The organism is Psychrobacter arcticus 273-4 (assembly GCF_000012305.1).
GTDB classification, from domain to species: Bacteria; Pseudomonadota; Gammaproteobacteria; order Pseudomonadales; family Moraxellaceae; genus Psychrobacter; species Psychrobacter arcticus.
Window position 1 is genome coordinate 864988 of record NC_007204.1, and the last position, 25452, is coordinate 890439.

Annotated in this window: 20 protein-coding genes, 1 tRNA gene, 1 pseudogene and 1 other annotated feature; of the genes and pseudogenes, 8 read left to right on the forward strand and 14 right to left on the reverse strand. The window is 43.6% G+C overall.

Annotation, left to right across the window (positions count from 1 at the left end):
• Positions 1–80 precede the first annotated feature (80 nt).
• The 5 genes from betT to PSYC_RS03815 all read right to left on the reverse strand — a co-directional run bounded on the left by betT (position 81) and on the right by PSYC_RS03815 (position 6728).
• Positions 81–2126 carry a choline BCCT transporter BetT gene (gene betT, locus PSYC_RS03795; protein WP_011280008.1) on the reverse strand — a complete coding sequence of 682 codons (2046 nt, stop codon included), beginning with the start codon at positions 2124–2126 and terminating at the stop codon, positions 81–83.
• A gap of 217 nt (positions 2127–2343) precedes the next feature.
• Positions 2344–4044: a choline dehydrogenase gene (betA, locus tag PSYC_RS03800; RefSeq protein WP_011280009.1), complete on the reverse strand. Its 1701-nt coding sequence runs from the start codon at positions 4042–4044 to the stop codon at positions 2344–2346.
• Positions 4045–4126: 82 nt separating this feature from the next.
• On the reverse strand, positions 4127–5602 hold the full coding sequence (gene betB / locus PSYC_RS03805; RefSeq protein ID WP_041757964.1) for a betaine-aldehyde dehydrogenase: 1476 nt from the start codon (positions 5600–5602) through the stop codon (positions 4127–4129).
• 214 nt (positions 5603–5816) lie between these two features.
• A complete protein-coding gene (locus PSYC_RS03810; protein ID WP_011280011.1) occupies positions 5817–6380 on the reverse strand; it encodes a TetR/AcrR family transcriptional regulator in 564 nt (187 codons plus the stop codon).
• A 3-nt stretch (positions 6381–6383) separates the two neighbouring features.
• Positions 6384–6728, reverse strand: a complete 345-nt coding sequence (locus tag PSYC_RS03815) for a DMT family transporter (protein WP_011280012.1) — start codon at positions 6726–6728, stop codon at positions 6384–6386.
• A 253-nt stretch (positions 6729–6981) separates the two neighbouring features.
• Here PSYC_RS03815 and PSYC_RS11905 point away from each other — a divergent pair, with 253 nt between their 5' ends.
• Positions 6982–7104 (forward strand): hypothetical protein, encoded by a 123-nt coding sequence (locus tag PSYC_RS11905; protein WP_264622164.1) that lies wholly within the window; start codon positions 6982–6984, stop codon positions 7102–7104.
• A 610-nt stretch (positions 7105–7714) separates the two neighbouring features.
• Positions 7715–7831, reverse strand: a sequence feature (AL1L pseudoknot).
• Here the strand turns inward: PSYC_RS11905 and PSYC_RS11785 are convergent.
• Both PSYC_RS11785 and PSYC_RS03825 read right to left on the reverse strand, forming a co-directional pair.
• A pseudogene (locus tag PSYC_RS11785) lies at positions 7757–8026 on the reverse strand (IS3 family transposase); the annotation flags it as partial. It overlaps the preceding feature by 75 nt.
• A 69-nt stretch (positions 8027–8095) precedes the next feature.
• Positions 8096–8611 carry a hypothetical protein gene (locus PSYC_RS03825; protein ID WP_011280013.1) on the reverse strand — a complete coding sequence of 172 codons (516 nt, stop codon included), beginning with the start codon at positions 8609–8611 and terminating at the stop codon, positions 8096–8098.
• Positions 8612–8996: 385 nt separating this feature from the next.
• Between PSYC_RS03825 and recJ the strand changes: the two genes are divergently transcribed.
• Positions 8997–10823 (forward strand): single-stranded-DNA-specific exonuclease RecJ, encoded by a 1827-nt coding sequence (gene recJ, locus PSYC_RS03830; protein ID WP_011280014.1) that lies wholly within the window; start codon positions 8997–8999, stop codon positions 10821–10823.
• A 30-nt stretch (positions 10824–10853) separates the two neighbouring features.
• Here the strand turns inward: recJ and PSYC_RS03835 are convergent, their stop codons facing one another.
• The 6 genes from PSYC_RS03835 to PSYC_RS03860 all read right to left on the reverse strand — a co-directional run bounded on the left by PSYC_RS03835 (position 10854) and on the right by PSYC_RS03860 (position 16257).
• Complete coding sequence (locus PSYC_RS03835) at positions 10854–11516, reverse strand: trimeric intracellular cation channel family protein (protein ID WP_011280015.1); 663 nt, start codon at positions 11514–11516, stop codon at positions 10854–10856.
• Positions 11517–11797: 281 nt separating this feature from the next.
• Positions 11798–12889, reverse strand: a complete 1092-nt coding sequence (locus PSYC_RS03840) for a multidrug resistance efflux transporter family protein (protein ID WP_011280016.1) — start codon at positions 12887–12889, stop codon at positions 11798–11800.
• Positions 12890–13084: 195 nt separating this feature from the next.
• Positions 13085–13819, reverse strand: a complete 735-nt coding sequence (gene queE / locus PSYC_RS03845; protein ID WP_011280017.1) for a 7-carboxy-7-deazaguanine synthase QueE — start codon at positions 13817–13819, stop codon at positions 13085–13087.
• A gap of 221 nt (positions 13820–14040) precedes the next feature.
• Positions 14041–14862: a 2,3,4,5-tetrahydropyridine-2,6-dicarboxylate N-succinyltransferase gene (dapD, locus tag PSYC_RS03850; protein WP_011280018.1), complete on the reverse strand. Its 822-nt coding sequence runs from the start codon at positions 14860–14862 to the stop codon at positions 14041–14043.
• Positions 14863–14973: 111 nt separating this feature from the next.
• Entirely contained in the window at positions 14974–15906 is a 933-nt protein-coding gene (locus PSYC_RS03855; protein ID WP_011280019.1) for an alpha/beta fold hydrolase, read from the reverse strand.
• A gap of 275 nt (positions 15907–16181) precedes the next feature.
• Positions 16182–16257: transfer RNA gene (locus PSYC_RS03860), tRNA-Asn, on the reverse strand.
• A 459-nt stretch (positions 16258–16716) separates the two neighbouring features.
• Between PSYC_RS03860 and PSYC_RS03865 the strand changes: the two genes are divergently transcribed.
• The 6 genes from PSYC_RS03865 to uvrB all read left to right on the forward strand — a co-directional run bounded on the left by PSYC_RS03865 (position 16717) and on the right by uvrB (position 24584).
• Complete coding sequence (locus PSYC_RS03865) at positions 16717–18429, forward strand: NAD(P)/FAD-dependent oxidoreductase (protein WP_011280020.1); 1713 nt, start codon at positions 16717–16719, stop codon at positions 18427–18429.
• Positions 18430–18466: 37 nt separating this feature from the next.
• On the forward strand, positions 18467–19504 hold the full coding sequence (locus PSYC_RS03870) for a DUF1365 domain-containing protein (protein ID WP_011280021.1): 1038 nt from the start codon (positions 18467–18469) through the stop codon (positions 19502–19504).
• Between the two features lie 79 nt (positions 19505–19583).
• On the forward strand, positions 19584–20948 hold the full coding sequence (locus PSYC_RS03875; RefSeq protein ID WP_011280022.1) for an SAM-dependent methyltransferase: 1365 nt from the start codon (positions 19584–19586) through the stop codon (positions 20946–20948).
• Positions 20949–20985: 37 nt separating this feature from the next.
• Entirely contained in the window at positions 20986–21396 is a 411-nt protein-coding gene (locus tag PSYC_RS03880; RefSeq protein WP_011280023.1) for a DUF2177 family protein, read from the forward strand.
• A 105-nt stretch (positions 21397–21501) separates the two neighbouring features.
• Positions 21502–22065, forward strand: a complete 564-nt coding sequence (locus PSYC_RS03885) for an acyl-CoA thioesterase (protein ID WP_011280024.1) — start codon at positions 21502–21504, stop codon at positions 22063–22065.
• A gap of 407 nt (positions 22066–22472) precedes the next feature.
• The gene (gene uvrB, locus PSYC_RS03890; protein ID WP_011280025.1) at positions 22473–24584 is read left to right on the forward strand and encodes an excinuclease ABC subunit UvrB; all 2112 of its coding nucleotides are present in this window, start codon (positions 22473–22475) and stop codon (positions 24582–24584) included.
• Positions 24585–24897: 313 nt separating this feature from the next.
• On the opposite strand, the gene PSYC_RS03895 is transcribed toward uvrB, so the two are convergent.
• Positions 24898–25284: a hypothetical protein gene (locus PSYC_RS03895; protein WP_011280026.1), complete on the reverse strand. Its 387-nt coding sequence runs from the start codon at positions 25282–25284 to the stop codon at positions 24898–24900.
• Positions 25285–25452 lie beyond the last annotated feature (168 nt).

Sequence of the window (25452 nt, forward strand, 5' to 3'; positions counted from 1 at the left end):
TTTACTTTCTCATATAAAATTTACGCTACATTAGACAACATGATGATAGCTTGCTAACGGTCGTTAAATTTTTAAGTTAGTTACCGTTCTAAATGTAAATACTGCATATGACGCTCATACTGGTTAAGAATATCGACCAATACTTGCTCTTTACTATAGCCAACCAAATCGTACTCTTGCGACCCATCACTCAAGAAGACTTCAGCTCTATAATAATATTCGGCAAGTTTGCTTGACGTATTAAGCGTAAAGTTAGGTCGCTCAGCTTTCACCAAATTGACTTCATAAATAAAGTCATCTTGATCGCCATGGCCGACTTGTAGTTTCAGACCTTCTATTTGCACACTTTCTTGGTCCTTACCTTGATCGATATCTTGACCAATATGCTCAGGATTTCGGACGACCAAAGCTGTTTTGAGTCCACCTGCTCTTAGCTCGCTTTCAACGTCAGTCATGGCTGGCAATACGATAGTCTGTAAAAAATGCTCAACTTGTGCATGTTTAGGAAAGCTGACAATACGTTGCAAGCGTGCTTTCCAGCTTTTGCCATTATCCAGCACATTAGCCGTACCTATCGTACTCGCTTTACGCTTGTTACCCTCTTCTTTCAGCGATTTCCACATGGCTATCATATAGAGCACTAAGATAACTGAGAAAGGCAATCCTGCTATAACAGACACTGATTGCAATGAGGAAAACCCGCCAGCAAATAGTAAGCCTAGCGTGATAAGACCGGTCGCTGCTGCCCAAAACAACCGTAACCATACGGGTGCATCAACACCATTAATCAGCCCTCTTGAGCTCAGATTGGCCAATACTAAAGCACCTGAGTCGGCTGATGTGATAAAGAATACCAAACCTATGATGACGCCTACAAGAGACAGCACATCACTGTACGGATAGTACTCAAATAATGCAAACAGACCCATGGCAGCATCGTTAACCGCGACCTCACCAAGCTCAGTGGCACCATTAGCAACCAATTCTATCGCTGAATTACCAAAGATAGAAAACCAAGCAAAGATGAAACCCAGTGGAATAAACATCACGCCAAAGACGAACTCGCGTAAGGTACGGCCACGGCTGATACGTGCGATAAACAAGCCAACGAAAGGCGCCCATGCAACCCACCATGCCCAGAAAAATACCGTCCAGCCTGACTTCCATTCGGCACCAGCAGCACCATCGTAAGCATAGACATCAAAAGTCTTGGCAACGATCGTTTGGAAATATTGACCCACGCTTTGGGTGAATGTATTAAGCAGATAAACCGTGTTGCCCATTACCAATATGGCAACCAGAAATAATATAGCCGCAAGCATATTGAATTCAGACAGGCGACGCACGCCTCTCTCAACACCCGTCATTGCTGATATTGCAGCCGCCACAACAACGCAAACGATGATAATGGTCTGAACCATTTTACTCGATTCGATACCGAACACATGCGTCAGTCCCGCATTAGCTTGTAGGACACCAATGCCCAAACTGGTCGCAATCCCCATTAGCGTACATACCACGCCAAAGGTATCGATACCATCACCTAGCCAGCCTTTAATTAAGCGCTCGCCAAAGATTGGGGTTAAGGGAGATCGGAGCGCCAGAGGCATATTTTTGCGATAAGCAAAGTATGCCAACGCCATACCGATCAGTGCATAAATGCCCCAACCATGCAGACCCCAATGTAAGAACGTTTGGGCGACGGCTTGGCGCATGGCCTCTTCACTTGCCGGCGCAAGTCCAGCATGTGGCGTGAGGTAATGCATCAAAGGCTCGGAGGCACCAAAGAACAATAAGTCGATGCCAATACCCGCTGAGAACAGCATGGCTGCCCATGCTAAAAAGGGAAATTGCGCCTTTTCATGGTCTTGACCGAGCTTGATATCACCATATTTAGAGAATCCAACGAACAAGGCAAAAATACTATAAGCGGCGACTACCAACATGTAATACCAGCCGAAGCTCTCTGATACCCACGCCATGCCAGCGCCGAGCAAAGCCCCACTGTAAGTTGGAAAAACAATGGTCCAAATGATTAATAAAATAGAAATAACAGCTGAGCCTATAAACACTGTTTTGTTTAGACTCATGGTTTGTGTTGTATCCTCGGAAGGCGAGCTATACATAAAAGACCTCAATAGGTAAAGTTAACTACATTCAGGTATTACCTTGTGCGCCGCAATATTTCAACTTTGTAGCGAACAAGGTAATAACAATCAGTAGAGCATTAATAATGTCGTTGTTTTAAAAGGTTGGTGTTTATCGAGCAGAACCTTTTATCGAGCAGAACCTTTTATCGAGCAGAACCTTTTATCGAGCAGAACCTTTTATCGAGTAGAACTGTTATTGAGCAGGGCTATAATCCCGCATTGGCTCCGCTCTGAGTGGCGCGCCATTCGCAACGTAATAATCTACGGTTGAACGGGGCAGCTGTACGCCTCTCATTTTATCGACAATTTTTTCTGCCATCATAATGGTGGTCGCGTTGAGATTACCACTGATGATGTTGGGCATAATGGAGGCATCCACTACTCGCAGGCTCTCAATGCCATGTACCAGCCCTTCGCCATTAACCACTGCATCTTTGTGCTCGCCCATCGCACATGTGCACGACGGATGATAAGCGGTCTCGCTGTTTTCACGAACGTAGTCGTCTAACTGCTCGTCAGTCACCAAGTCTTCACTAGGAGAGATGGCACGGCCACGGTACGGATCAAGTGCAGGTTGATGCATAATTTCACGAGTGATGCGCATTGCTGCACGGAACTCACGCCAATCTTGATCATGAGACATATAATTAAACAAGATACTAGGATGGGCACTTGGATCGCGCGAGGTCAGCTTCACGCGGCCACGACTTGGTGAACGCAATGAGCCAACATGCGCCTGAAAGCTATGAGAATCACTGGCACTGCGGCCATCATAACGAACCGCAAGTGGTAAGAAATGATACTGGATGTTTGGATGGGTAAACGTCTCATCGGTACGGATAAAACCGCCCCCTTCAAACTGATTGGATGCGCCAAGGCCAGTACCCTTGAATAACCATTCTGCACCAATAGCGGGCTTATTCCACCATTTATTGGCAGGAGCAATCGAGACCGGTTGGGTACATTCATACTGCATATACAGCTCTAAATGGTCTTGTAAATTGTTGCCCACGCCTGGTAAATCTAACACCACTGGCACACCCAACTCTTTAAGCCACTGTTCAGGGCCAATGCCTGAACGCTGGAGCAGTTGCGGCGAAGCAATCGCGCCAGAGGACACAATCACTTCACGAGAGGCATAAAAATTCTTGGTCTGACCGCCGTGCTCGACCTTAACGCCAATGGCACGTTTGCCATCAAACAAAATCACATCGGTCAATGCACCCGTCAAAATCGTCAGGTTGCTGCGCGGCTTGGCCTGGTCAAGATAGCCTCGTGCGGTTGACGCACGGCGACCATTTGGCGTGACAAAACGATCCATCGGGCCAAAACCTTCTTGCTGATAGCCGTTTAAATCTTCGGTGCTCGGGTAGCCGGCTTGCACACCCGCTTCAATCATAGCTTGAAACAGCGGGTTAACCCCCGGTTTTGAGGTGGTCATCTCAACAGGGCCGCCCACGCCATGATAGTCATTCTCGCCCGCATCACGGTTTTCTAGCTTTTTAAAATAAGGCAGACAATCTGAATAGGTCCAGTCCTCTAGCCCTTCTATTTTGGCCCAATCGTCAAAATCCAAGGCATTGCCGCGGATATAGCACATCCCATTAATTAGGGAGGAGCCACCAAGCCCTTTACCGCGACCACAGTCCATGACACGGTTATTCATATAAGGCTCGGGGTCGGTTTTGTAGCCCCAGTTATAAGTAGTGCCTTGCAATGGCATTGCCAAAGCAGCTGGCATTTGGGTGCGAAAGTCGAGACGATGATCTGGACGACCGGCCTCTAGTAGCAGTACGTTAATATCGTCATCTTCGGTCAAGCGTGTGGCCAGCACATTGCCTGCTGACCCTGCGCCAACGATGATGTAGTCAAACTCAGGTAATGTTGATGACATAAAAATATCCATAATAGTAAAGTGTATACGTTAGATAAACGCTAAAAATCGAGCCGTAAAAACCAAGTATTAAACCGAGGCTTTAAAATACAGATTCAAATGCGCCCAGCTCTACTTGAATAGACTTGGTTTGAGTGTAATGCTCAAGCGTTTGAATGCCGTTTTCACGGCCAATGCCTGAGTGCTTGTAGCCGCCTACTGGCATTTGCGCAGCCGACTCACCCCACGTATTTAACCAGCAGATACCCGCTTCAATTTGAGCGATTACGCGATGCGCGCGGTTCAAATCAGCAGTCACAACGCCTGCCGCCAAACCATACTCGGTATCGTTGGCACGGCGAATGACTTCTTCTTCTGTCTCGTAAGTCAATATTGACATAACTGGACCAAAGATCTCTTCGCGCACAATACTCATATCATCCGTGCAATCAGTAAATACGGTAGCCGCCACATAAGCACCGTCAGCAAGCGAGCCTGTTGTCACACGTGCACCGCCACACAGTAAGCGCGCGCCGCTCGCTTTACCTTGCTCGATATAACCAAGCACTCTGTCCATATGCGGGAAGCTTACCAATGGCCCCATGGTGATACTGTCATCCATAGGATCACCCAACTTGATGCGCTTAACGCGCGTTTGGATGGCTTGCTCAAATTTGGCTTGTAACGCTTTAGGGATAAATACTCGCGTACCATTGGTACATACTTGTCCCGTACTATAGAAGTTCGCCATCATGGCGATGTCGGCAGCGGTATCAATATCGGCATCGTCAAATATAATCAGCGGTGATTTACCGCCCAGCTCTAAAGTAACGTCTTTGAGTGAGGACGTTGCCGCTGATGACATGACTTTTTTACCCGTTGGCACGCCACCCGTGAATGACACTTTAGCGATGTCAGGGTGCTGAGTAAGCGCTTCGCCAACTTCATAGTTACCCTGCACTACATTAAAGACACCTTCTGGCAATCCCGCTTCAGTGAAGATTTCTGCCAGTTTTAGCGCAGACAATGGCGTCACTTCAGAAGGCTTAAAGATCATCGCATTACCCGCCGCGAGCGCAGGTGCTGCTTTCCACATGGCGATTTGGATGGGATAGTTCCATGCACCAATACCCGCGATTACGCCTAACGGCTCTTGGCGGGTGTACACAAAACTGGTATCACGTAGCGGGATTTGACGCCCCTCGATCATGGGCGCAAGCCCTGCATAGTACTCAATGACATCGGCACCGGTGACGATATCGACATATTTAGTTTCAGAGATCGCTTTTCCCGTGTCCTTAGTTTCAAGAACGGCCAGCTCGTCATTGCGTTCGCGTAATATAGCAACGGCATTTAACAGGATACGGCTACGCTCAATCGCAGTCATTGCCGCCCAAACCTTTTGACCTTTTTGCGCTGCAATAACAGCATCATTGATTTGCTCGGTAGTGGTTTGCTGAATGGTTGAGAGCACCTCACCCGTTACAGGGTTAATGCTATCGAAGGTCGAGAGCGCTTTGTCTACTGCAAGATAACTGCCATTGATATAAGCCGTCTGTGTTTGTTCGGCATTGTCCATGTGTTTAAGATCAGTTGAGTCAGTCATGATGTCTCCTTATGACAACCGGCAAAAAAAGGGCTATAGCAAGCCCTTTACACCTAATAAATTGTCGTTTTTATAAATGGTTAAAATGAATTATGACCGGATAGTAAAAACGGTCGAATCAAAAATATTTACGGTTGCTTAAAGGCTAATTTTGAATAAAGCTAATTTTTGATAATGTTATATTTTACTACTGCTCGCTCTGCGTCATTTGTATCAAGCGGTTCCGCAATGACTTTTTGTCAGAGATGCTAATACCCGAGAAGTCAGAGAGCCAAATACCATCAGCGACCAAACGCGCCATACATAACGTCTCGGTATTGTCTGTGTTTTCATGCTTCTGTAATTGCTTATTAGACCAACGAGCCCACAACTCACGAAGCTCGCTATCCCCTAACATCAGTACATATAACGTTGCTTGGTGATTAAACTGCTCCTGCCCTTTTTTACCCAAACTGATCGTGGCATCTATATAAGCGCGGGTAAAAGAACCATAACTCACAGAATCTTTGGCCATGGCGTCATCTACTTCCAACTCAAATTTTGCCATGGCATCGTTAAACACGGCAAGAACAAGCGCGTCTTTGGTGGCAAAGTGATGCATCACGCCACCTTTTGTCACTCCTACAGCCTCAGCGACCGCTTGAAATGTAACCTTAGACAGCCCTTGCTCTATTGTCAGCTTGGCGGCTTGTTCAAGTAATGCATGACGAACAAACTCTGGTTGTTTTTTGCGTTTATGCGCGTTGTCCATGTCTTAATGTCCTACAGAATTAGAAAATATATTCATCACAACGACGCCACCCACAATCATAGTAATGCCACTCACTGCTGCGGTATCGAGGTGCTGCTTGAACATTACGAGACCAATGACTGAGGTGAGCACAATGCCCAGTCCGCCCCACATCGCATAGGCAATACCCAGCGGTAGTGTTTTTAGTGTCTGAGTCAACAAGAAAAATGAGATGGTATAAAGCCCGCCCATGATGAGTGTCGGCACCACACGGGTGAATTGCTCTGACTTCATCAAAAAAGTAGTGCCAATCACTTCACAAATAATGGCGATGCCAAGGTAGCTGTAAGCAATAGTAGTAGGACTCATCTTGTAGATACTCGCAACAATTTACGGCTTAAAAAGAAACCATACAGACGGTATCTTATAGATTTTCAGTTAAGAATGAAAGAGATAGTTTACATCTCTATGGTTTAGACTCTGCTATTTACTGCTTATCATTGTTGTTAGTTACTGCTAAGCGTTCATCTATAACTGTATATTTTGGGTAGACTATATCGTTATAACTAAGCTTTAATAGCTAATATTTAACGAAGAAAAGTGATTATTTGGAGCAGCTAACATGAATAAAGAGCCACCACTAAAATTATTAGAGGGAGCAGAAGAAATGGTTTTGGAGAGTCTCAGTACATATATGAAAGAGGAGTTTGATACCGATATCGGCAACCTGACTGCTCGGTTTTGATTGGATTTCATTATTGAAACGCTAGGCCCGCATTTATACCATCAAGTGATTGAAGATATTGAGCCTTGGTTATATGAGAAATTTACAGTTATCTAAGAAAACATGAACAGTTTAAAAAGAGGCTAAAATATTTTAGATAATAACTTGATTAAAACTTGGTATATTTGCTGGGATAGGAATATTCGAAATGATTTTTAGGGCGATTAAATAGAAACCTATAGCAGATAGTGTTACTCCTTATCTAGGACTCACACTCTCGTTATAAAAAGTCTGTTATAGGTGGTTCCTCTATATCAGTCTATTTTGAGTGGTCTATTAATTGATTAACGAGTCTTGTTAGGTGGTTCCTTTGAGGTATGCGTCAATTATCAATGACATCTATATAACTTTAGTATTGCTTATGAACAACAATAATAGTTCTGTGTTAATTAATTGAAGGAAATATATCAACTCGAAGTAGGGCGGTTTTGTTAAGATTAAATTCAAAATGTAAACCGCCCCGACTATATCGGTGGCTAATTTACTTGAGTCAAGCAGCGATGCCTGACAGGATTAAACTATCATAATACCGCTTTTCAAACTCAAAAGGCGACACATAACCATAGGTTGATGGGGTAATCGGTAGCACTCTACAGATAGGCTCGATCCCCTAATTATCTTTATAATCATCGATAAACTGAACCATTATTTTAGTTAGCGGTCGAGCTCCGTCTGGGCGAAAAAAGCCGCCGCCTTGTGTATGACTTCATTCGCTTGCTTAAGCTCTCTATTCTCGCGTTCAAGCATTTTGATGCGCTGTTAGCTTTGCGCTTGTACAACGGCAGGAATGGTTTGGTCTATGTGCTGGGTAGTCGCCTGCTGCTTCAATCAGCATGCGAACGGCTCGTTCTTTAATCTCGGGAGTGTAGTTTCGTGTTTTCATTATCGTATTCTCTCAGAATGTTAAATCTTCGACAATTCCGGGGCGGTTCAGTTTATTTGAAGTAGCGCTTTAGACATTTTTACCGTGTTGCTTTTGCTGAATGTCTTTTGCTAAGTTATAGCACTCATTAATATGGTCAGTAGCGATTTTTTTAAAAATCATATAGCCCATTGTACCTGCGACCAGTTGACCACCAAGTGGAATAAATTTGGTCACTTGCTTGGCTGCAATACGACCACCAAAGCCCTGAACGGTCTTTTTTATGATACCACGGGTTGCCATCAGACCTGCAAAATCGACTGTACGATCTTTTAGAGCACTCCAGTGAATAGCACGTGACTCTAAGTCTACCGCTGCTTGGCGATCTTCGAGCAAACCAAAGCGCTCACTGATTTCAGGTAGCAGCATAGTGAGCATGCTAGCGTCGATTGCCACATCAAAAAACGGTACAGGAACGATGGCAACACCAGCAGAGATTCTGGCGCGTTTTTTAACCATAGCGATACATTCTTTTTTAACTTGTTCAAGATTTAAATTTGGATCAATCGTATTGGGTAGTTTTTCAGCGAGAGGGGTGGTTTTCATGAAATATCCTTAAAGTAGTTAAAAAAAGCAATTAAAAGAAAATAAAAGAGAAGCAGGGAATAATCAAACATTTAGTATGGCATAGATGACAAGCAACTGCGGTGTTTATAAGATGCCTACTATTCTATGTATTTATAAACACCATACAATCGCTGCTTTGTAGCAAAATGCAGAAAAACAGGGTTAATCTGCACCATTTTTGTAAATGAAGGTATGCGCTAAAAGTAGCAGTTTAGAAGTAAATACACCATTTATGTGTGCTTAAATTATGCTATAAGTTACGTGATGATGCGTGCATAAGCAATCTCTAACCATGCACCTACACGCTGAAAATTACCCCTAAATTAATATTGTGACCACTTACTAAAGCCAGTAGAATACCTTCATGCTAAATTTAACCCCCCGTTATACCAGCACTCGCATCGACGAGTTGCCCGCCGCGTTGCAACCACTTGCCGCCCAATCCTTGACGCTTGCTCGGTTATATGCCGGTCGCGGTATCCTGCAGCCTGATGAGCTTGAAATTCAGCTAGCTAGTTTATTACCTGCTGAGCGCTTAAAAGGCGTTACCGAAGCGGTACGTTTGTTAGATGTTGCTATCGATGAAGGTCAGCGCATTTTGATTGTTGGCGACTTTGATTGTGATGGCGCGACCAGCACGGCGCTAATGATGCGCGCGCTGACTGCTATGGGCGCGAAGGTGGATTTTTTGGTGCCCGACCGCTTTAAATACGGTTATGGTCTGACGCCAGAGATTGTCGAATTGGGTATTGAAACTTATCAACCGCAAATGATCGTTACGGTAGATAATGGTATCTCAAGCCATGAAGGCGTGGCACGTGCGCAGGCTGATGGTATCACTGTCATTATTACTGACCATCATCTGACAACCAAAGAGACACCGCCTGCTGAAGCCGTGGTTAATCCCAATCAGCTTGATTGTAACTTTGCTAGCAAAGCCTTGGTGGGTGTTGGGGTAGCATTTTATGTGCTTGGACGACTGGCAAAGCTGCGCCGGGAAGCGGGAAAGTCTACCGTACAAGTCAGCCAATATTTAGATTTAGTGGCGCTTGGCACGATTGCTGATGTTGGAGTGCTCGATAAAAACAATCGTATTTTAGTACATCATGGCTTAGCTGCTATTCGTCAAGGGCGTGGCTCTTTGGGGATACTGGCATTGTTAGAGCAAGCGGGTCGCGATCCCAAAAAACTACAGGCGCAAGATTTTGGTTTTGTCTTAGGTCCACGTATTAATGCCGCTGGTCGTATGGATAATATGCGCATCGGTATTGAATGCTTGTTAGCGGATGATTGGGCAACGGCGCAGCGATTGGCGCAAGAGCTTGAGCAGCTCAACCGTACGCGTCGCCACGTAGAAGGTGAGATGCGTGCACAAGCGGATGATATCGTCCAAGCATTAGCTGCTGCTGATGCAGGTATTGAAGCTAATGCTGACGAAAGCGGTGATATCATCGTTCAGCATAAACTTGAGAAGAAGACCACTAACACCCGCAGTATCGTGTTATATCAAGATGACTGGCATCAAGGTGTCATCGGTATCGTTGCAGGGCGTTTGAAAGAAAGCCATTATCTGCCCAGTATTGTCTTTGCACCAGCGGATACTAAGCGCATAGGCGACGACGATGCTATTAAAGGCTCAGCACGTTCTATCACTGGCGTGCATATTCGTGATGCTATTGAACAAGTTGCCGAAAGTCATCCTGATTTAATCAGCCATTTTGGTGGTCATGCCATGGCAGCCGGATTAACGTTGAAACGTGGTAACTTTGATGCCTTTGTCGCCGCTTTCAATGATGTGCTGGCACAGATGGATGATGAGGTATTCGCCGAGAAGAAATTCACCGATGGCCCTCTACAAGCAGGTGATTTTAGTCTGTGGTTTGCCGAGTATCTGGCAGAATCTAGTATTTGGGGGCATGGGTTTGCACCGCCGATATTTGACGGGGTGTTTGAAGTATTAAACTTTAAGGTACTAAAAGATAAGCACCTCAAATTATCGCTACGTTATCCTGATGTGCAGTATCCGATTGAAGCCATTCAATTCAATTTTGATAGCAGTGCTTGGGATTACCGCGCCGGAAAAGTGCATGTATTGTTTGAGCTGAACATTAATGAGTGGAATGGCAAACAAAGCTTGCAGTTGATGATAAAAGATTTGGCGCTTGTAAAAGAGACGGTAGAAGAGAGCTAGTAGCTTAACTGTATTAATAATTGCTAGGCTTTAATATTTCCATTCAATGCTCGGAAACTGCCAGTCATAGCGAATAGCAAGCATGCGTAAGGTAAAAATCGTTGCCATTGCTGAGATATCAGCAATCCAAGCGCTCACGCCAAGATTTTGAAGCACAAAGTAAAGGATACCACCTGTTAAAGCGGCGGTGATATAAATCTCTTGCTGTAGCACCAGTGGAATTTCATTGCAAATCATATCGCGAATGATACCGCCGACAATAATTGTAATAACCCCAAGTAACAATGCCACCAGCACATTTGTGCCCATACTATCAGCCACCTTGATACCGATTAAGGTAAAGGCTGACAGACCAATGGTGTCAGAGAGTTTAAGAAACGTATCAACGCGTCTAGAGTTGGGGTGAAAGAATATCTGCATCAACAGTGAAGAGATGGTAATGACCGTCAGATAATTCATATCCACCATCCAAAACAGTGGATGACGATTCAAGATCACATCACGCACGGTACCGCCGCCGATAGCAGTCACAATCGATACCAGTAAGCAGCCAAATACATCGAAGTTTTTATGCTTGGCTAATATCGTTCCTGAAATGCTACAAGCGACAATGCCAATCATATCGAACAAATAAATGAGTGAGCGCGGGTCAAAAGTAGTAATCAGATTAGAATCTAAGGCAATGGTAGGCATGAGTTATTCTCATTAAAGCACTGAGATTAAAGCACTGAGATTAAAGTGCTGCTATTTTCTTCGCCAATCATAAAAACCGGCTAATCAGTTAATCGACCAAGCGAATGGAAGGCAAATGCCAGTCGAATTTAAGCGCCAGCATGCGTACAGCAAAGATGATAAATAACATTGTAAATTCGTTTGTTGTCGTATCCAGCCTGCAGTAGTCGAGCGCCAAAATCCAAAATCTACAGCAGGATATCGGGGAAAATAAAGTTGTTTATCATGGCTGTATTTGAGCCTTAACCATCTTTTGCAAATAATATCAGTCCCAGAATGATAAGCGCAATACCCACCAAGCCTAGTGTAGAAGGAAGTGCCTTATTCAGTAATAACATGCCGCCAATCACAGCAAATATCACTTCACTGGCTTGGGTAGAATCTACGCCTGCCACCTCGCTCGATGTCACCGCTTGCTCACGGGCATATAAAAATATACTCGTCGCCGCGACCCCTGCCAATACTGCCACCAGTAATGTATTAAAGACCTGTGTAGTAGCAGGTTGCTCAGGACGTATTATTAAGCCTAATAGTAACCAAAACGGCAAGCTACCGAAGGTCATTAGCCAAACTTTATTAAAAGCATTTTGCAGTAAAGTCGTCTCAATCGCAGGAATGCGCGCGATGAGATTTTGCAAGCGTGACGCAGCTTGTCTATCGATAGGTAATATAGGGGCTTCGGTGACAATGCGCTGGGTATGAATATCAGCGTCATTCTTTTGATTACTATCTCGAGCTTGTTGCTGCTCAGCGCTATGTTTGCGTGAGTTGTGAGACACTTGCCAAACCAGTTGATTGCCAATCGGGTAACTGAATGCTGCAATCAGTGCAGGCAGCGCGCCATATAGCAGCATATCAGCCATAGGTACGGTATCGGTTAGGGTAGAAGCATGTAAGCCTTCACTGACGTTGACCATCACTACGCCAATAAAGACCAATAAGGCATAAATGATGAATTTTTTATCAAATCTTTGCCCAAATGCTACCAACACCAATAAGCTTGTCACCACCGTAAACATAAAGGTTGCCGCAACCACCCAACCTGCAATATGGTCACCAGCATAACAAATGCCAGTATAAAATACGCCAAAGCCGATACTACCGGTGATACACCAAAACCGCCAATGCTGAAAAAAGATAGCGCTCAATTCTTTAATACGCCCAAAACCATGCTGCATTGCAATCAGGATAGTAATGATGAGCCACATAAATAAATAGCGTAGGCTTGCTGACCAAAACCAGTGCCCACCGGCACTACTCATCATCTCATTTAAAATAAAGGTGGCGCTAAAAAACGCGCCCGCTAATAAGCCCAATAAAATGAGTTTGACCATGCCTATCCCTTTCTGCCTTGGCTTGCTATAGTTGAAATACTTTAAAATCGCTACAGTACTACTGGTGTAAATTTTTTGCAGCCTCTGTCTGCGTAGGCACAGCAAGCAAGAAAAATTTGCACCAGTAGTACGTGTTGTATCGATATTACTTTTCACCGACTATATGTATTTAATTGTCCATTTAGATTTTAGAGACTATTTGCCCTTGGCGTCCGCCCAAATAATCTTGTGTAATTGCAATTGAAAACGTACGGGTAGGGCGTCGGCTAACATCCATTCGGCAAGCTCGCGTGCCAGGACTGGCACTTCTGGACTGTTATCGTTTACAGTGTCTTCATGCGCCACATTAAACATCGGTGAAAACCATACCGTACCGACCAATTCATTGAGCTTGTATTCGACAAGCTTGGCTTTTGCCCAGTCATAATCGGCGCGATTCATAATGACAAATTTTATTTGGTCATGTTGAGTGAGGTAATCGAGGTTTGACCATAAGTTTTTATCGACTTCACCTGAGCTTGGGGTTTTTAAATCCATGACTTTGCTGACCGTTGGCGGGACATTTTCGACCGTCAGTGCACCTGCCGTTTCAAGAGAAATCTCGTAACCATCGTTTAGCAAACGTTTCATCAATTCAATGGCATTAGGCTGGGCTAAAGGCTCGCCACCGGTCAAGCAAATACGCTTGCAAGGGAAGCTTGCAATAGTCGCCATCATGGTCTCAAGCGATTGACGCTCGCCGCCACTAAAGGCATATTCGGTATCGCAATAGACACAGCGCAGCGGACAGCCGGTCAAGCGCACAAATATCGTTGGCAACCCTGAAGTCAGTGCCTCACCTTGTAAGGAGTAGAAAATCTCCGTCAAACGTAACCCAGCTTCAGGGTCAGTGACAGGGATGGCAGCAGTGCGTAAAGATAACTCACTCATAATATTTCAAATACAGTTAAGGATTAATCGTGCCATCGAGCACATATCAAATAAAAAAGGTTTAATAATCTGTCTAACACTCGGAAGTTCAGTGCCCAAACGAGACAAAGATTATAACGTAAAGTCCTCTATTAAGCTGCTATTCAGCAACAAAAAAGATGCTGGAGCACATTAAGCTTCAGCATCTTTTTTAAAAGCGATAAATAATCGTGATTAAGTATTTAGGCTAAACGTAATAACTCATTTACTGATGTTTTAGCGCGGGTTTGTGCATCTACTTTTTTCACGATGATAGCAGCATACAAGCTGTGTGTACCATCTTCAGAAGGTAAGCTGCCTGGCACAACCACTGAGCCTGCTGGTACGCGACCACGATGAATCTCGCCCGTTTCGCGATCATAAATACGGGTAGACTGACCGATATAGACACCCATAGAGATAACTGCGCCTTCTTCTACGATGACGCCTTCAACGATTTCAGAGCGCGCACCGATAAAGCAGTTGTCTTCGATGATAGTCGGATTGGCTTGTAATGGTTCTAAGACACCACCGATACCGACGCCGCCTGATAGATGGACGTTTTTACCGATTTGAGCACATGAACCAACTGTCGCCCATGTATCTACCATAGCACCTTGATCAACATAAGCACCGATGTTGACATACGATGGCATTAGTACGGCACCTGGTGCGATATATGAGCCTTTACGAGCAACGGCTGGTGGTACTACACGTACGCCGGCTTCTTTAAACTGTGCTTCTGTCCAATCAGCAAATTTCGTTGGCACCTTGTCATAAAACTGTATATGCTCGCCCGCTGCTTGAACGTAGTTGTCATTTAGGCGGAACGATAGCAAGACGGCTTTTTTTGCCCACTGATTGACGACCCATTCGCCATCCTTTTTTTCTGCAACGCGCAAAGTGCCGTTATCTAGCTGCTCAAGCACTTGATTGATGGCATCACGGACATCTTGTGGCATGGTTGCTGGGCTATATTCGTTGCGGTTCTCAAAAGCTTGTTCGATGGTTTGTTGTAATGACATAAGGATTCCTAAAATTGATGAAGGTAAATAAAAAACTTGCCGTATTGTCGCTAATTTGGCGACTTTTAGCAAACGTGATAGACGATACTATAAGTTCGGGTGTTTATGGTCTTAAGTATTATTATTTATCCAGCCTAAGATGTCTTGATAAACCTGCTCTTTATTCTGTTCGTGTAGCGGCTCATGGCGCATATGAGGGTAGAGCTGCACAGAGACATGATCAAAATGCTGTCTGTCTAAGCGGTTGGCAATGTTGCGAATGCCGCGACCCATATCACCGATGGGGTCATTTTCGCCACTGATCAATAAAATCGGAAAATCTTTGGCAATCGTCATTGCCCAGTTCTTATGCAAGCCTGCGTCCATCAGTGTAAAGAGGGTCATAAAGCCGTTATTGGTAAGGTCAAAACCTGTCAATGGATCGGCTTCATAAGCTTCAACGGCGGCAGGGTCTTCGTTCAACCACGCAAACTTCGATGAAGAAATACGATTGTTGAGCTTGCTATTGAGTACTTTATTCATCACGTTAGCAAACAGGGTATTTGGCTTTTTAGGCGCCGCTTTTGCCAGTAACTTATTGACCGGCAATAATACTTTGGTCAATGGATTGGCGTCAGCTGTACCCATTAAGATAGCACCGGTAAAGTTACGTGCATGATGCTTTAGGACGTTACGTACGATAAACGAGCCCATAGAGTGACCCATGACGAAGTGAGGCACATTCGGATGACGCACTTTTAAGCTGTCTGCCATGACGATGACATCTTTTAATAGTGACTGCACAGGATGCTCTTCACCAAAAAACCCCAAATCTTTAGCGGATTTGACGGTTTTTCCATGACCAAGCTGATCATAAGTGGCGACCGCAATACCGTGATCGGCTAAAAATTGAGCCAAGTCTGCATAACGCCCGCTGTGCTCTGCCATGCCGTGTACAATCAGCAAGGTTGCGCTAATGGCGGTATCACTATTACTCGGCTCAAAAAAGGTATGATGCAGATAATGAGTATTGTCAGAAGAGGTGATTTGTTCAGTATTACTCATAAAAATCCAGTCCTTGAATGGTTAAGGGTATGATGAGATAGATTATATATTTTTTAGGGCTTTATTATAGGGATAAGTTATTGCTAGAACCAATCTAATTGCGAAAATTAGCAACATTAGTATGTTGTTTGGTTTTCAATGAGCGCTATGGTCCAGTCATTTAAACGACAGCTACAAAGATATCGGCCATAAAAAAACCCCCATCAAAGTGATGAGGGTCTTGGCAAATGCCATAATCGAATCAAAGATGACTCAAAAAATTTACTACTAAAATATGGCTCTCCAACCTGGGCTCGAACCAGGGACACACGGATTAACAGTCCGTTGCTCTACCAACTGAGCTATTGGAGAATAAGCTGCAAGTGTTTAATCGCTTACAACGAGCTTAGAAAGCCTCTAACGAGTTCTTGCTAAGTGGGGCGTATTCTAGCAAAGATAAAAAATACGTCAAGCTTTTTTTTGAGTATTTTTTAGATTAAAAATACTATTGCTATGACAGAGATTTTTATTAGACGAATTTGTCTCATATCTTCGATACAAATCTGTTTGCGAAGCAACAACAAATAAAGCCTCTTGCTTATACTATAATTATTTAGATTTGATAAATAAATGCCTGTGTTGATTAATAAAATAATGCCAATGAAGTCATTGAATTTCCCAAAAAACTTACTTTGCCCTTAAAGGTCTTAGGGACGTTACCTGATTTGGTCTGGCAACAAGTCAGCGAAAAAATCAATAAAAAATAGCCAGTTTTGCTATTTATGAGACTGTTTATGAGACTGTGTAAAGAAAACAATAAGGAATGCCTTGATGCCATTTTTCCGCCGTAAATCTAAGAGTACAGAAGCCGTTTCTAATAAATCAGTGGTTAATCATACTAGCCGCGACTTAGATAACTCTCTAAATCCAGAAGCTAAAAAACGCCTCGCTATCATTGGCTCAGGCGTCTCAGGACTCACTTGCGCACATTATTTGGCAGCGCAATTTGAGGTCACAGTATTTGAAGCCAGTGATTATGTCGGTGGGCATGTAAATACTATCGATGTAACGCTACAGGACGGTAAGAAAGCAAAGCGAAGCACCGTTGAAAAAAGTGCAATAGATACCGGTTTTATTGTCTTTAATGAGCGTACCTATCCCAATTTTTTTCGCCTACTTTATGAGCTGCAAGTGCCGTTTCAAGCAACGGACATGAGTTTTTCTGTTAAAAATACGGCGCGTCATTTTGAATATAATGGTCATACACTCAATACCTTGTTATCGCAGCGCAAGAATATTTTGAACCCTAAGTTTTGGGGGTTTATTAACGATATTTTGCAGTTCAATAAACAGGTACGTCAGCTACGCCAAGATTATGATAAGGCGCGCGAGCAGGGGCAGGCTGTTGGTGTTTTTACCAAGCAAACGCTAGGCGAATATCTAGATACTAACAAGTATGGCGACTTGTTCACGGACAATTATTTATTACCAATGGTGTCTGCCATTTGGTCGACCAGCTTGCGCGACGTACAAGCGTTGCCTTTAGTGTTTTTTGCTCAATTTTTTGATAATCATGGTCTACTTGAGGTGGTCAATCGTCCGCAGTGGTTTACGATAAAAGGGAGTTCTAAGCAGTATGTAAATAAGCTGGTCAAACGTTTTGTGAAAGCGGGTGGCACCGTTCGCGTGAACAGCCCCGTGCAATCAGTTATTCGCGAAGATAACAAGGTCATATTAAAAGTTATAGATACAACGGCTGATAAGGCACAAGCACTTGTGTTTGATGAGGTCATCTTTGCTTGTCATGCAGATACAGCGCTTAAAATATTACAAGATGCGAATCCTACCGAACAAGAAGTATTGAGCCATTTTACCTTCACCAGTAATACCGCTGTTCTACATACCGATACCTCAGTCTTACCAAAAAGGTCGCTGGCATGGGCAAGCTGGAATTATTTAATCGATGATAAAAATTCTATTGAGAATGACAAAGAGCCGCTGCAAACTGCCACAAAGCCTGTATTGACCTATCATATGAATATTTTGCAGCGCTTGACCAAACAGCACAATTACTTAGTCACCCTCAATCATAAGGTGGATGAACGTCAAGTCATCAAGCGCATTGATTATAGGCATCCGGTATTTAATAATCAGATGGTCGCCGCGCAAGCGCAATGGTCAAGCATCTCTGGTACCGACTCACATAGCCATTTTTGCGGTGCTTATTGGTTTAATGGTTTCCATGAAGACGGCGTACGAAGTGCTTTGCGTGTTTGTCAGGTATTGGGATGCGATATCGATATAAAGGATACTGTTGACCCAAGTCATTTGCCTGATGCCGAGAGTGCCCATACGCCGTTTCGCTATAAAGACTTGCCGATAAAAGCAGATAAACAGTTACGCAAACTCAAAAAACGTCAGATAGTCACTGCTACGACCAATCAAGAGTTGGTGCAATACATTGCAACGTTAGAGCCAGTGGCTAAAGTATTTAAAAAGAAAAAACTGGGGTTTTTTGCTGGTCGTAAAGACAAGCATGTGTAGCAATTAAACATAACGTTGCCAATTGAGGGTAATCAGTATGACAGCATCAGCACAGTCTAAGAGTATACAAGCGAAACATACATTATCAGATGATGCTAAGGGCTTACCACACCAAATATTTCACGGGACAACATGGCACAGCCGGTTGCTGCCGAGTATGCATAAATTCGCTTACCCTTATCGTTATTGGGGCGTTAATATTACCGCATTAGCAGCAGGGCAAGTATTGCCAGAAGTGGATATCAGACCATTTATCGATAATAAATTCCTAAAAAAACTATCATTGAATAAACTATTGCTATTTTCTGGGACAAAAAAAGCCTTACAACAGTTTTATCCTGAGGATTATTTGCAAGGGTTAAGCACACAAGATAAAAATAGCCTAAGTAAAAATAAAGAGATTGATGATAAGAAAAAATATTTAACAGATGTCCAAGCAATAGAACAACGTTTAATTCAGGCATTTACAGAACGGACGGGTAGTGCGCCAACAGGCGATATGATTGGCATGCTTGTTTGCCGTAATGCAGGTATTTATTTTAGTCCAGTGAATTTCTATTTGGGTTTTGATATAGAGCAAAAACCTAGCCATCTATTGGCAGAAGTATCTAATACGCCATGGGACAAACGTCATTATTATGGGTTCTTATTAGATGGCGTAAATACTGATTTTTGTCATGATAAAGATTTTCATGTCTCACCTTTTAATCCCATTGACCAGCAGTATCAGTGGCAAGTAACGATTAAGAGTGCAATAAAAAATACGGTTATAAATGAAGTGAGATTTGAGAGAAACGAGCATTCTAACCAATGTTTGGACGTTCGTATCGCGATAAATATCAGCGATAAGCGCGGTGAGGTATTAAAAACGGGTATTAAAATGTCAGGTATTCCAATGACAGCGTCGACGATTTATGAAAGTTTGCGCAAAAATCCACTGATGAATGTAACGTCTTTAATGCGTATTTATGGACACGCTTTTAAACTTTATGCCATTAAAAAAGTACCCTATATTAATTACGATGAAACATTAGCCGATAGCCAGCAGCACAATGGTAATAATAGTGAACATTAACTAATTATGCCAATGATTCAATGATTCAATGATTTAAGGTAGAGCGCTTACGATTGAATACTTATACAAGGATGAATAAATGATGTCAGCAAGACTAACCAGCAAAGCACCCACATCAAAACTAGAAAAATTCACTGCTCGCATCAGTCAAACGGTTAATGACAGTGTTATTTTGCAGCCAGTCAGTAATAGCGTGAATTATCTGGCAAAAAAAGCCATATTCCGTGCTTTGACGCATATTCAATTTGGCAGTATTACTATCATTGAAGACTTTGCTGGACCAGCGTCTAAGCCACATCGTTTTGGCAAAACCTCTTCTGATAACATAAGTAGCTCAGCCATCGGTCGTCACCCCTTAGATGTGACGCTGACCATTCATGATAGCCGCGTCTATCGTCAGTTATTATTTGGCGGCTCTATTGCGCTAGCGGACAGCTATATCAATGGCGAATGGGATACGGATGATTTGACGGGTTTGATTCGACTGGCGGCGCGTAATTTGGCAGTGCTTAATCAATTAGAAAGCCGTTTTGCAGGTATTAGTAAAACGTTTGAGCGGGCAAATCATAAGCTGCGCAGCAATGACAAATCGGGTTCAAAGTCCAATATTTTAGCGCATTACGACTTGGGTAATGCCATGTACCAGTGTTTTTTAGATGATACGATGATGTATTCGTCGGCGGTATATAAAAATCCAGAGACGAGCTTAGCGGAGGCGCAGCAGCACAAACTGGCATTGATTTGTGAGCGTCTACAACTCACGGCTGAAGATCATGTGATAGAAATCGGGACTGGTTGGGGCGGTTTTGCCATTTATGCGGCACAGCATTATGGTTGTCAAATAACAACGACGACTATCTCAGACGCACAATACGAAGAGGCTCAGCGCCGTGTCGAATTGGCCGGACTGTCGGATAAAATAACCCTGCTGAAGCAAGACTATCGCACGCTGGCAGGACAGTATGACAAATTGGTCAGTATTGAGATGATTGAGGCGGTCGGACACGAGTATTTGCCGACGTTTTTTGCCAAATGTAATAGCCTGCTGAAGCCAACCGGCTTAATGGTGCTTCAAGCCATTACCTTTAATGATCAAAATTATCAGACCTATATAAAATCTGTTGATTTTATTCAGACGCATATTTTCCCCGGTGGATGTTTGCTGTCCAATCAAGAGCTAAATACGCAATTTACCGAACAGACTGATATGGTCATCAAGCAGTTGCATGATTATGGTTTTGACTACGCTTTTACGCTGCGAGATTGGCGCCGAGCATTTATGTCGCAGCGTGAAGAGGTAAAAGCACTCGGTTATGATGAGGCGTTTATTCGCTTATGGGAGTTTTACTTCTGTTACTGCGAAGGGGGGTTTTTGGAGCGTACGATTGGAGTAGTGCAAGTCACCGCAGTAAAGCCAAACAATATTGATGCATGGCATTCATAGGCTAAATTTTTAGTCCTTATTATAAAAGGATATTACTATGGGTTATATTTATATCTATCTTGCCTCCCTTGTTATATTTTTGGGTATTGATGCCATTTGGCTTAAGACTATGACGGGTCTATTTTATGAAAAGCGTATTGGACATTTGCTTGCCGATGAGCCAAATATCATTGCCGCTGGTGTGTTTTATCTGTTTTATCTGCTGGTACTGTGCATTATTATTCTCTATCCACAAATTAGATCAAATGCGCCACTTCACCATATTTTCTTACTGGGTGCTTTAATAGGGCTGATGGCTTACGGCACTTATGATTTTACCAGCTTAGCATTATACCAAGGCTTTACTCTGGAAACCGCTTTGGTTGATTTTGCTTGGGGCGGTATCTTAACGGGTTCCGTGAGTACTATCGTGGCTTGGCTTGCTTATCGTTTTCATTGGCAAATATAGTCTATTACTTAACGTGAATAGACTATATTTGCGCTGTCGCAATTGCTGCTGTATAAATAACACTTAATAATAGGTTTTCACCTCCCCCCCCCGTTAAGGAATATTATGTCGCAATATAACACCAGCTCTACTGCTAAAAGAGTCCCGTTAAACCATGAGCTATATATGTCAGTGCTGATGACACCTGATATGGCCAATTTTATTGGTAACGTCCATGGTGGAGATTTGCTCAAGATGCTGGACCAAGTTGCTTATGCTTGTGCCAGTCGATATAGCGGTAGTTATGTGGTGACACTGTCGGTCGATCAAGTGATGTTTCGTGAGCCTATTTATGTTGGCGAGTTGGTGACGTTTGCAGCTAGTATTAATTATGTTGGCAAAACCTCAATGGAGGTTGGTATTCGGGTTGAGGCAGAGGACGTCCGTGCGCGTAAAGTTCGCCATACCAACAGCTGCTATTTTACGATGGTCGCGATTGATGATAAAGGTAAGCCAACACCGGCACCTGAGCTTGAGATTACAGATGCCATGCAGCAATGCCGATTTGACGCAGGCTTGGAGCGTAAAAAGAGGCGTATGGAAGGATCGCAGCGCATCAACTGTGATATCGCCAAGCTGGCAGATAAACAAGGGAATGCAAGAGTCACCGCTACAAAAACACAAAGTTAAGCGGTTTAAAAAAACTATTTTGAAAGAGCGATGATCGAGTCATTTTAAGAGATATTCATTCGAGCAGCGTTGTATCTACTCTAGAGTAACTCGATTATATAAAACCGTCAAAACCGACTCAAACACATGAGCCAACGCCGCACGCTGATACGAGTGGCGTTGGTCGCTCTCGCGCTCAAAACCCGTTTAATGCTTCAGACAACACCTAACCGCACAGACAGTGACCTTTCATAACTCTTTCCTTGATTAATTGTCATTGAACTATACCTGAGTTTTTATGCTGTTTATTGAGTGTTTTTGCATCCATTTGTGGGCGTTTAGCGCAATAAATGACCTTTAAAAATAAAGGTTTAACCCCATATTGTTATAAACCTAACCTCTTATAAAAAATCAGGAAGACAGCCATTATGCGAATGCCTGAACCGCGCTCATCGCGTCAGTTAAACCAATTGGCCACTCAGCTACAAGGCGAAGCTGAAATTAGTGGTGTTAATGCGTCTGGTACGCAAATATCAAGTCGTGCCTTTGAGATGGTTACCGAATTTGAGCCTGCGGGGGATCAGCCGCAAGCGATCAAAAAGCTGGTTAACGGTATCAATTCTGGTATGGATGAGCAGTTATTACTGGGCGTGACGGGTTCTGGTAAGACGTATACCATGGCAAAGGTCATCTCTGAGACTCAACGCCCAACCATTATCATGGCGCATAATAAGACGCTTGCCGCCCAGTTATATGGTGAATTTAAATCGTTTTTCCCTAATAATGCAGTTGAATATTTCGTTAGTTATTATGACTATTATCAGCCGGAAGCATATGTCGCAGCGAGCGATACCTTTATCGAAAAAGACAGCGCCATTAATGATCATATTGACCAGATGCGTCTGTCAGCCACACGTGCACTACTTGAGCGTCGTGATGCAATTATCGTCGCATCGGTATCATGCATTTATGGTTTGGGTGATCCAGAAAGTTATCTGAAAATGCTGCTCCACGTCGTCGTCGGTGACAAAATAGACCGCACCGCGACGATTAAGCGTCTGGTTGAGATGCAATATACGCGTAACGAGCTGGACTTTGGGCGTGGTACTTATCGTCTGCGCGGTGAGCTACTAGATATCTATCCTGCTGAGTCCGAGCAGCTGGCTGTGCGTGTACATTTGTTTGATAACGAAGTGGAAAAAATTACTTGGTTTGACCCTTTAACGGGCAAAACGGTGCGTACTGTACCGCGCATTACCATCTATCCAAAATCACATTATGTGACACCGCGTAATAAACTGGAAGCTGCCAGTCATACCATCCGCGCCGAGCTTGAGCCGCGGTTAGAGTATTTTCGTGAAAATAATAAACTGATTGAAGCACAACGTCTCAAAGAGCGTACCCAGTATGACCTTGAGATGATTCAGCAGCTCGGCTACTGTAACGGTATTGAGAACTACTCACAGCATCTGTCTGGTCGCCCGTCAGGTGAAGCGCCGCCGACGTTGTTTGATTACATTCCAGAAGATGCGCTGCTATTCATTGATGAATCGCACGTGACGGTATCGCAAATTGGCGCGATGTATAAAGGCGATAGATCACGTAAAGAAAATCTCGTCAATTACGGCTTTCGTCTACCGAGTGCGATGAATAACCGTCCGATGAAGTTTGAAGAGTGGGAGCGTATTAAGCCCAAGACCATTTATGTCAGCGCTACGCCTGCGTTGTATGAGCTTGAGCATAGCGAGCAAGTGGTCGAGCAAGTGGTGCGTCCGACTGGTTTGATTGACCCTGAGATTGAGATTCGTCCCGTATTGACGCAAGTCGATGATGTGTTGTCTGAGATTACCAAACGCCGTGAAAAAGATGAGCGCGTACTGATTACGACTTTGACTAAGCGAATGTCAGAGGATTTGACCAGTTATCTGAAAGAATATGATGTCAAAGTCGCCTATTTACATTCGGATATTGATACCCTTGAGCGCATGCAGATTATTCATGAATTGCGTACTGGTGTACATGATGTGCTGGTCGGCATTAACTTGCTACGTGAAGGTCTTGATATGCCTGAGGTGTCATTGGTCGCGATATTTGATGCAGATAAAGAGGGCTTTTTGCGCTCTGAGCGTGCCTTGATTCAGACTATTGGTCGTGCTGCCCGTCATATTAATGGTAAAGCGATTCTTTATGCCGATCGTATTACCAATAGTATGCAAAAAGCGATTGATGAGACGGATCGTCGCCGCGAAAAACAAGTGGCATTTAACCTTGAGCATAACATTACGCCAACAGGTGCTCGCCGTAGTATCACGGATAAAATCGATACGGGCGATGACCTTGATGCCAATGATAATCAAGCGATTCCGGTCAAAAGCAATCTACCTGATGTTGATATCAGTATCTTACGCAGTCCTGATTTGCTCGCCAAAGAAATTAATCGCCTTGAGAAGCTCATGAAGCAGATGTCGCGTGACTTGAAGTTTGAAGATGCGGCAAAAACACGTGATAAGGTGCTTGAGTTAAAGGCGCATTTGATTTAGAAAGTAAAGTTTAGAATGTAAAAAAAGTAGGGCGTGTTGAACATTGTGGATAAATTGATGGTAAAAAAAATAGCGAAGCAGTCATCTTTAAGTCCACCAACAACCATAGTCGGTGAAAAGTAATATCGATACAACACGTACTACTGGTGCAAATTTTTCTTGCTTGCTGTGCCTACGCAGACAGAGGCTGCAAAAAATTTACACCAGCAATACGGTAGCCACTTTAAAGTATTTCAACTATATATGGACTGGCACTCGCTTGTGCTTATCTATGGTTGAAATTATAAATGTTCAATACGCCCTAATAAACTGCTTATTTAACGATACTCGAATAACAACTCTGCAATGATTTCGCGACGACTCTAGCCACCAATTGCACGCGATATTGTGGGTCTATGGCTGCATTGCCCAATTCAATAAAAGTGACTTGCTGTGGTGCTTGTTCGCTGACGCAGCCGCAAACCCTGCCTTTTACCGCTTCTTCTTGCGCTTCAGTCATAGCAACACTGGCAATACGCCACGCGTTTTGCTGTTCGATCTGACTGCGACATTGATTGTCGATAGCCGCTTTAAAAACGTTCATACCGATCTCGTTTGCAGTACCCATTGCTGTTCCTGCATTGGTATTGCCGCCCGTTGTGGCACAGCCCGCTAACGCAAATGTTGCTAGTAATGCTGTTGATGCAAATAATTTCTTCATCAGATTTCCTTTCAGGTTGATCGGTGTTATGAGGAGACATATTTAAAATTTTATATCGTGCTGAGCAGAGGTGCCAAAATCTACAATCTACTTTTTGCTATCTATATAGTCGGTGCAAAGTAATATCGATACAACACGTATTGCTGGTGCAAATTTTTCTTGCTTGCT

Bases quoted from the DNA above. Each gene is read 5' to 3' on its own strand.
- PSYC_RS03840 (WP_011280016.1), bottom strand. From the start codon at position 12,889: ATGGTCAAACTCATTTTATTGGGCTTATTAGCGGGCGCGTTTTTTAGC.
- recJ (WP_011280014.1), top strand. From the start codon at position 8,997: ATGCTAAATTTAACCCCCCGTTATACCAGCACTCGCATCGACGAGTTG.
- PSYC_RS11905 (WP_264622164.1), top strand. From the start codon at position 6,982: ATGAATAAAGAGCCACCACTAAAATTATTAGAGGGAGCAGAAGAAATG.
- PSYC_RS03880 (WP_011280023.1), top strand. From the start codon at position 20,986: ATGGGTTATATTTATATCTATCTTGCCTCCCTTGTTATATTTTTGGGT.
- PSYC_RS03855 (WP_011280019.1), bottom strand. From the start codon at position 15,906: ATGAGTAATACTGAACAAATCACCTCTTCTGACAATACTCATTATCTG.
- PSYC_RS03815 (WP_011280012.1), bottom strand. From the start codon at position 6,728: ATGAGTCCTACTACTATTGCTTACAGCTACCTTGGCATCGCCATTATT.
- PSYC_RS03825 (WP_011280013.1), bottom strand. From the start codon at position 8,611: ATGAAAACCACCCCTCTCGCTGAAAAACTACCCAATACGATTGATCCA.
- queE (WP_011280017.1), bottom strand. From the start codon at position 13,819: ATGAGTGAGTTATCTTTACGCACTGCTGCCATCCCTGTCACTGACCCT.
- uvrB (WP_011280025.1), top strand. From the start codon at position 22,473: ATGCGAATGCCTGAACCGCGCTCATCGCGTCAGTTAAACCAATTGGCC.
- PSYC_RS03810 (WP_011280011.1), bottom strand. From the start codon at position 6,380: ATGGACAACGCGCATAAACGCAAAAAACAACCAGAGTTTGTTCGTCAT.
- PSYC_RS03870 (WP_011280021.1), top strand. From the start codon at position 18,467: ATGACAGCATCAGCACAGTCTAAGAGTATACAAGCGAAACATACATTA.
- PSYC_RS03885 (WP_011280024.1), top strand. From the start codon at position 21,502: ATGTCGCAATATAACACCAGCTCTACTGCTAAAAGAGTCCCGTTAAAC.
- betB (WP_041757964.1), bottom strand. From the start codon at position 5,602: ATGGACAATGCCGAACAAACACAGACGGCTTATATCAATGGCAGTTAT.
- dapD (WP_011280018.1), bottom strand. From the start codon at position 14,862: ATGTCATTACAACAAACCATCGAACAAGCTTTTGAGAACCGCAACGAA.
- PSYC_RS03835 (WP_011280015.1), bottom strand. From the start codon at position 11,516: ATGCCTACCATTGCCTTAGATTCTAATCTGATTACTACTTTTGACCCG.
- betA (WP_011280009.1), bottom strand. From the start codon at position 4,044: ATGTCATCAACATTACCTGAGTTTGACTACATCATCGTTGGCGCAGGG.
- betT (WP_011280008.1), bottom strand. From the start codon at position 2,126: ATGTATAGCTCGCCTTCCGAGGATACAACACAAACCATGAGTCTAAAC.
- PSYC_RS03865 (WP_011280020.1), top strand. From the start codon at position 16,717: ATGCCATTTTTCCGCCGTAAATCTAAGAGTACAGAAGCCGTTTCTAAT.
- PSYC_RS03875 (WP_011280022.1), top strand. From the start codon at position 19,584: ATGATGTCAGCAAGACTAACCAGCAAAGCACCCACATCAAAACTAGAA.
- PSYC_RS03895 (WP_011280026.1), bottom strand. From the start codon at position 25,284: ATGAAGAAATTATTTGCATCAACAGCATTACTAGCAACATTTGCGTTA.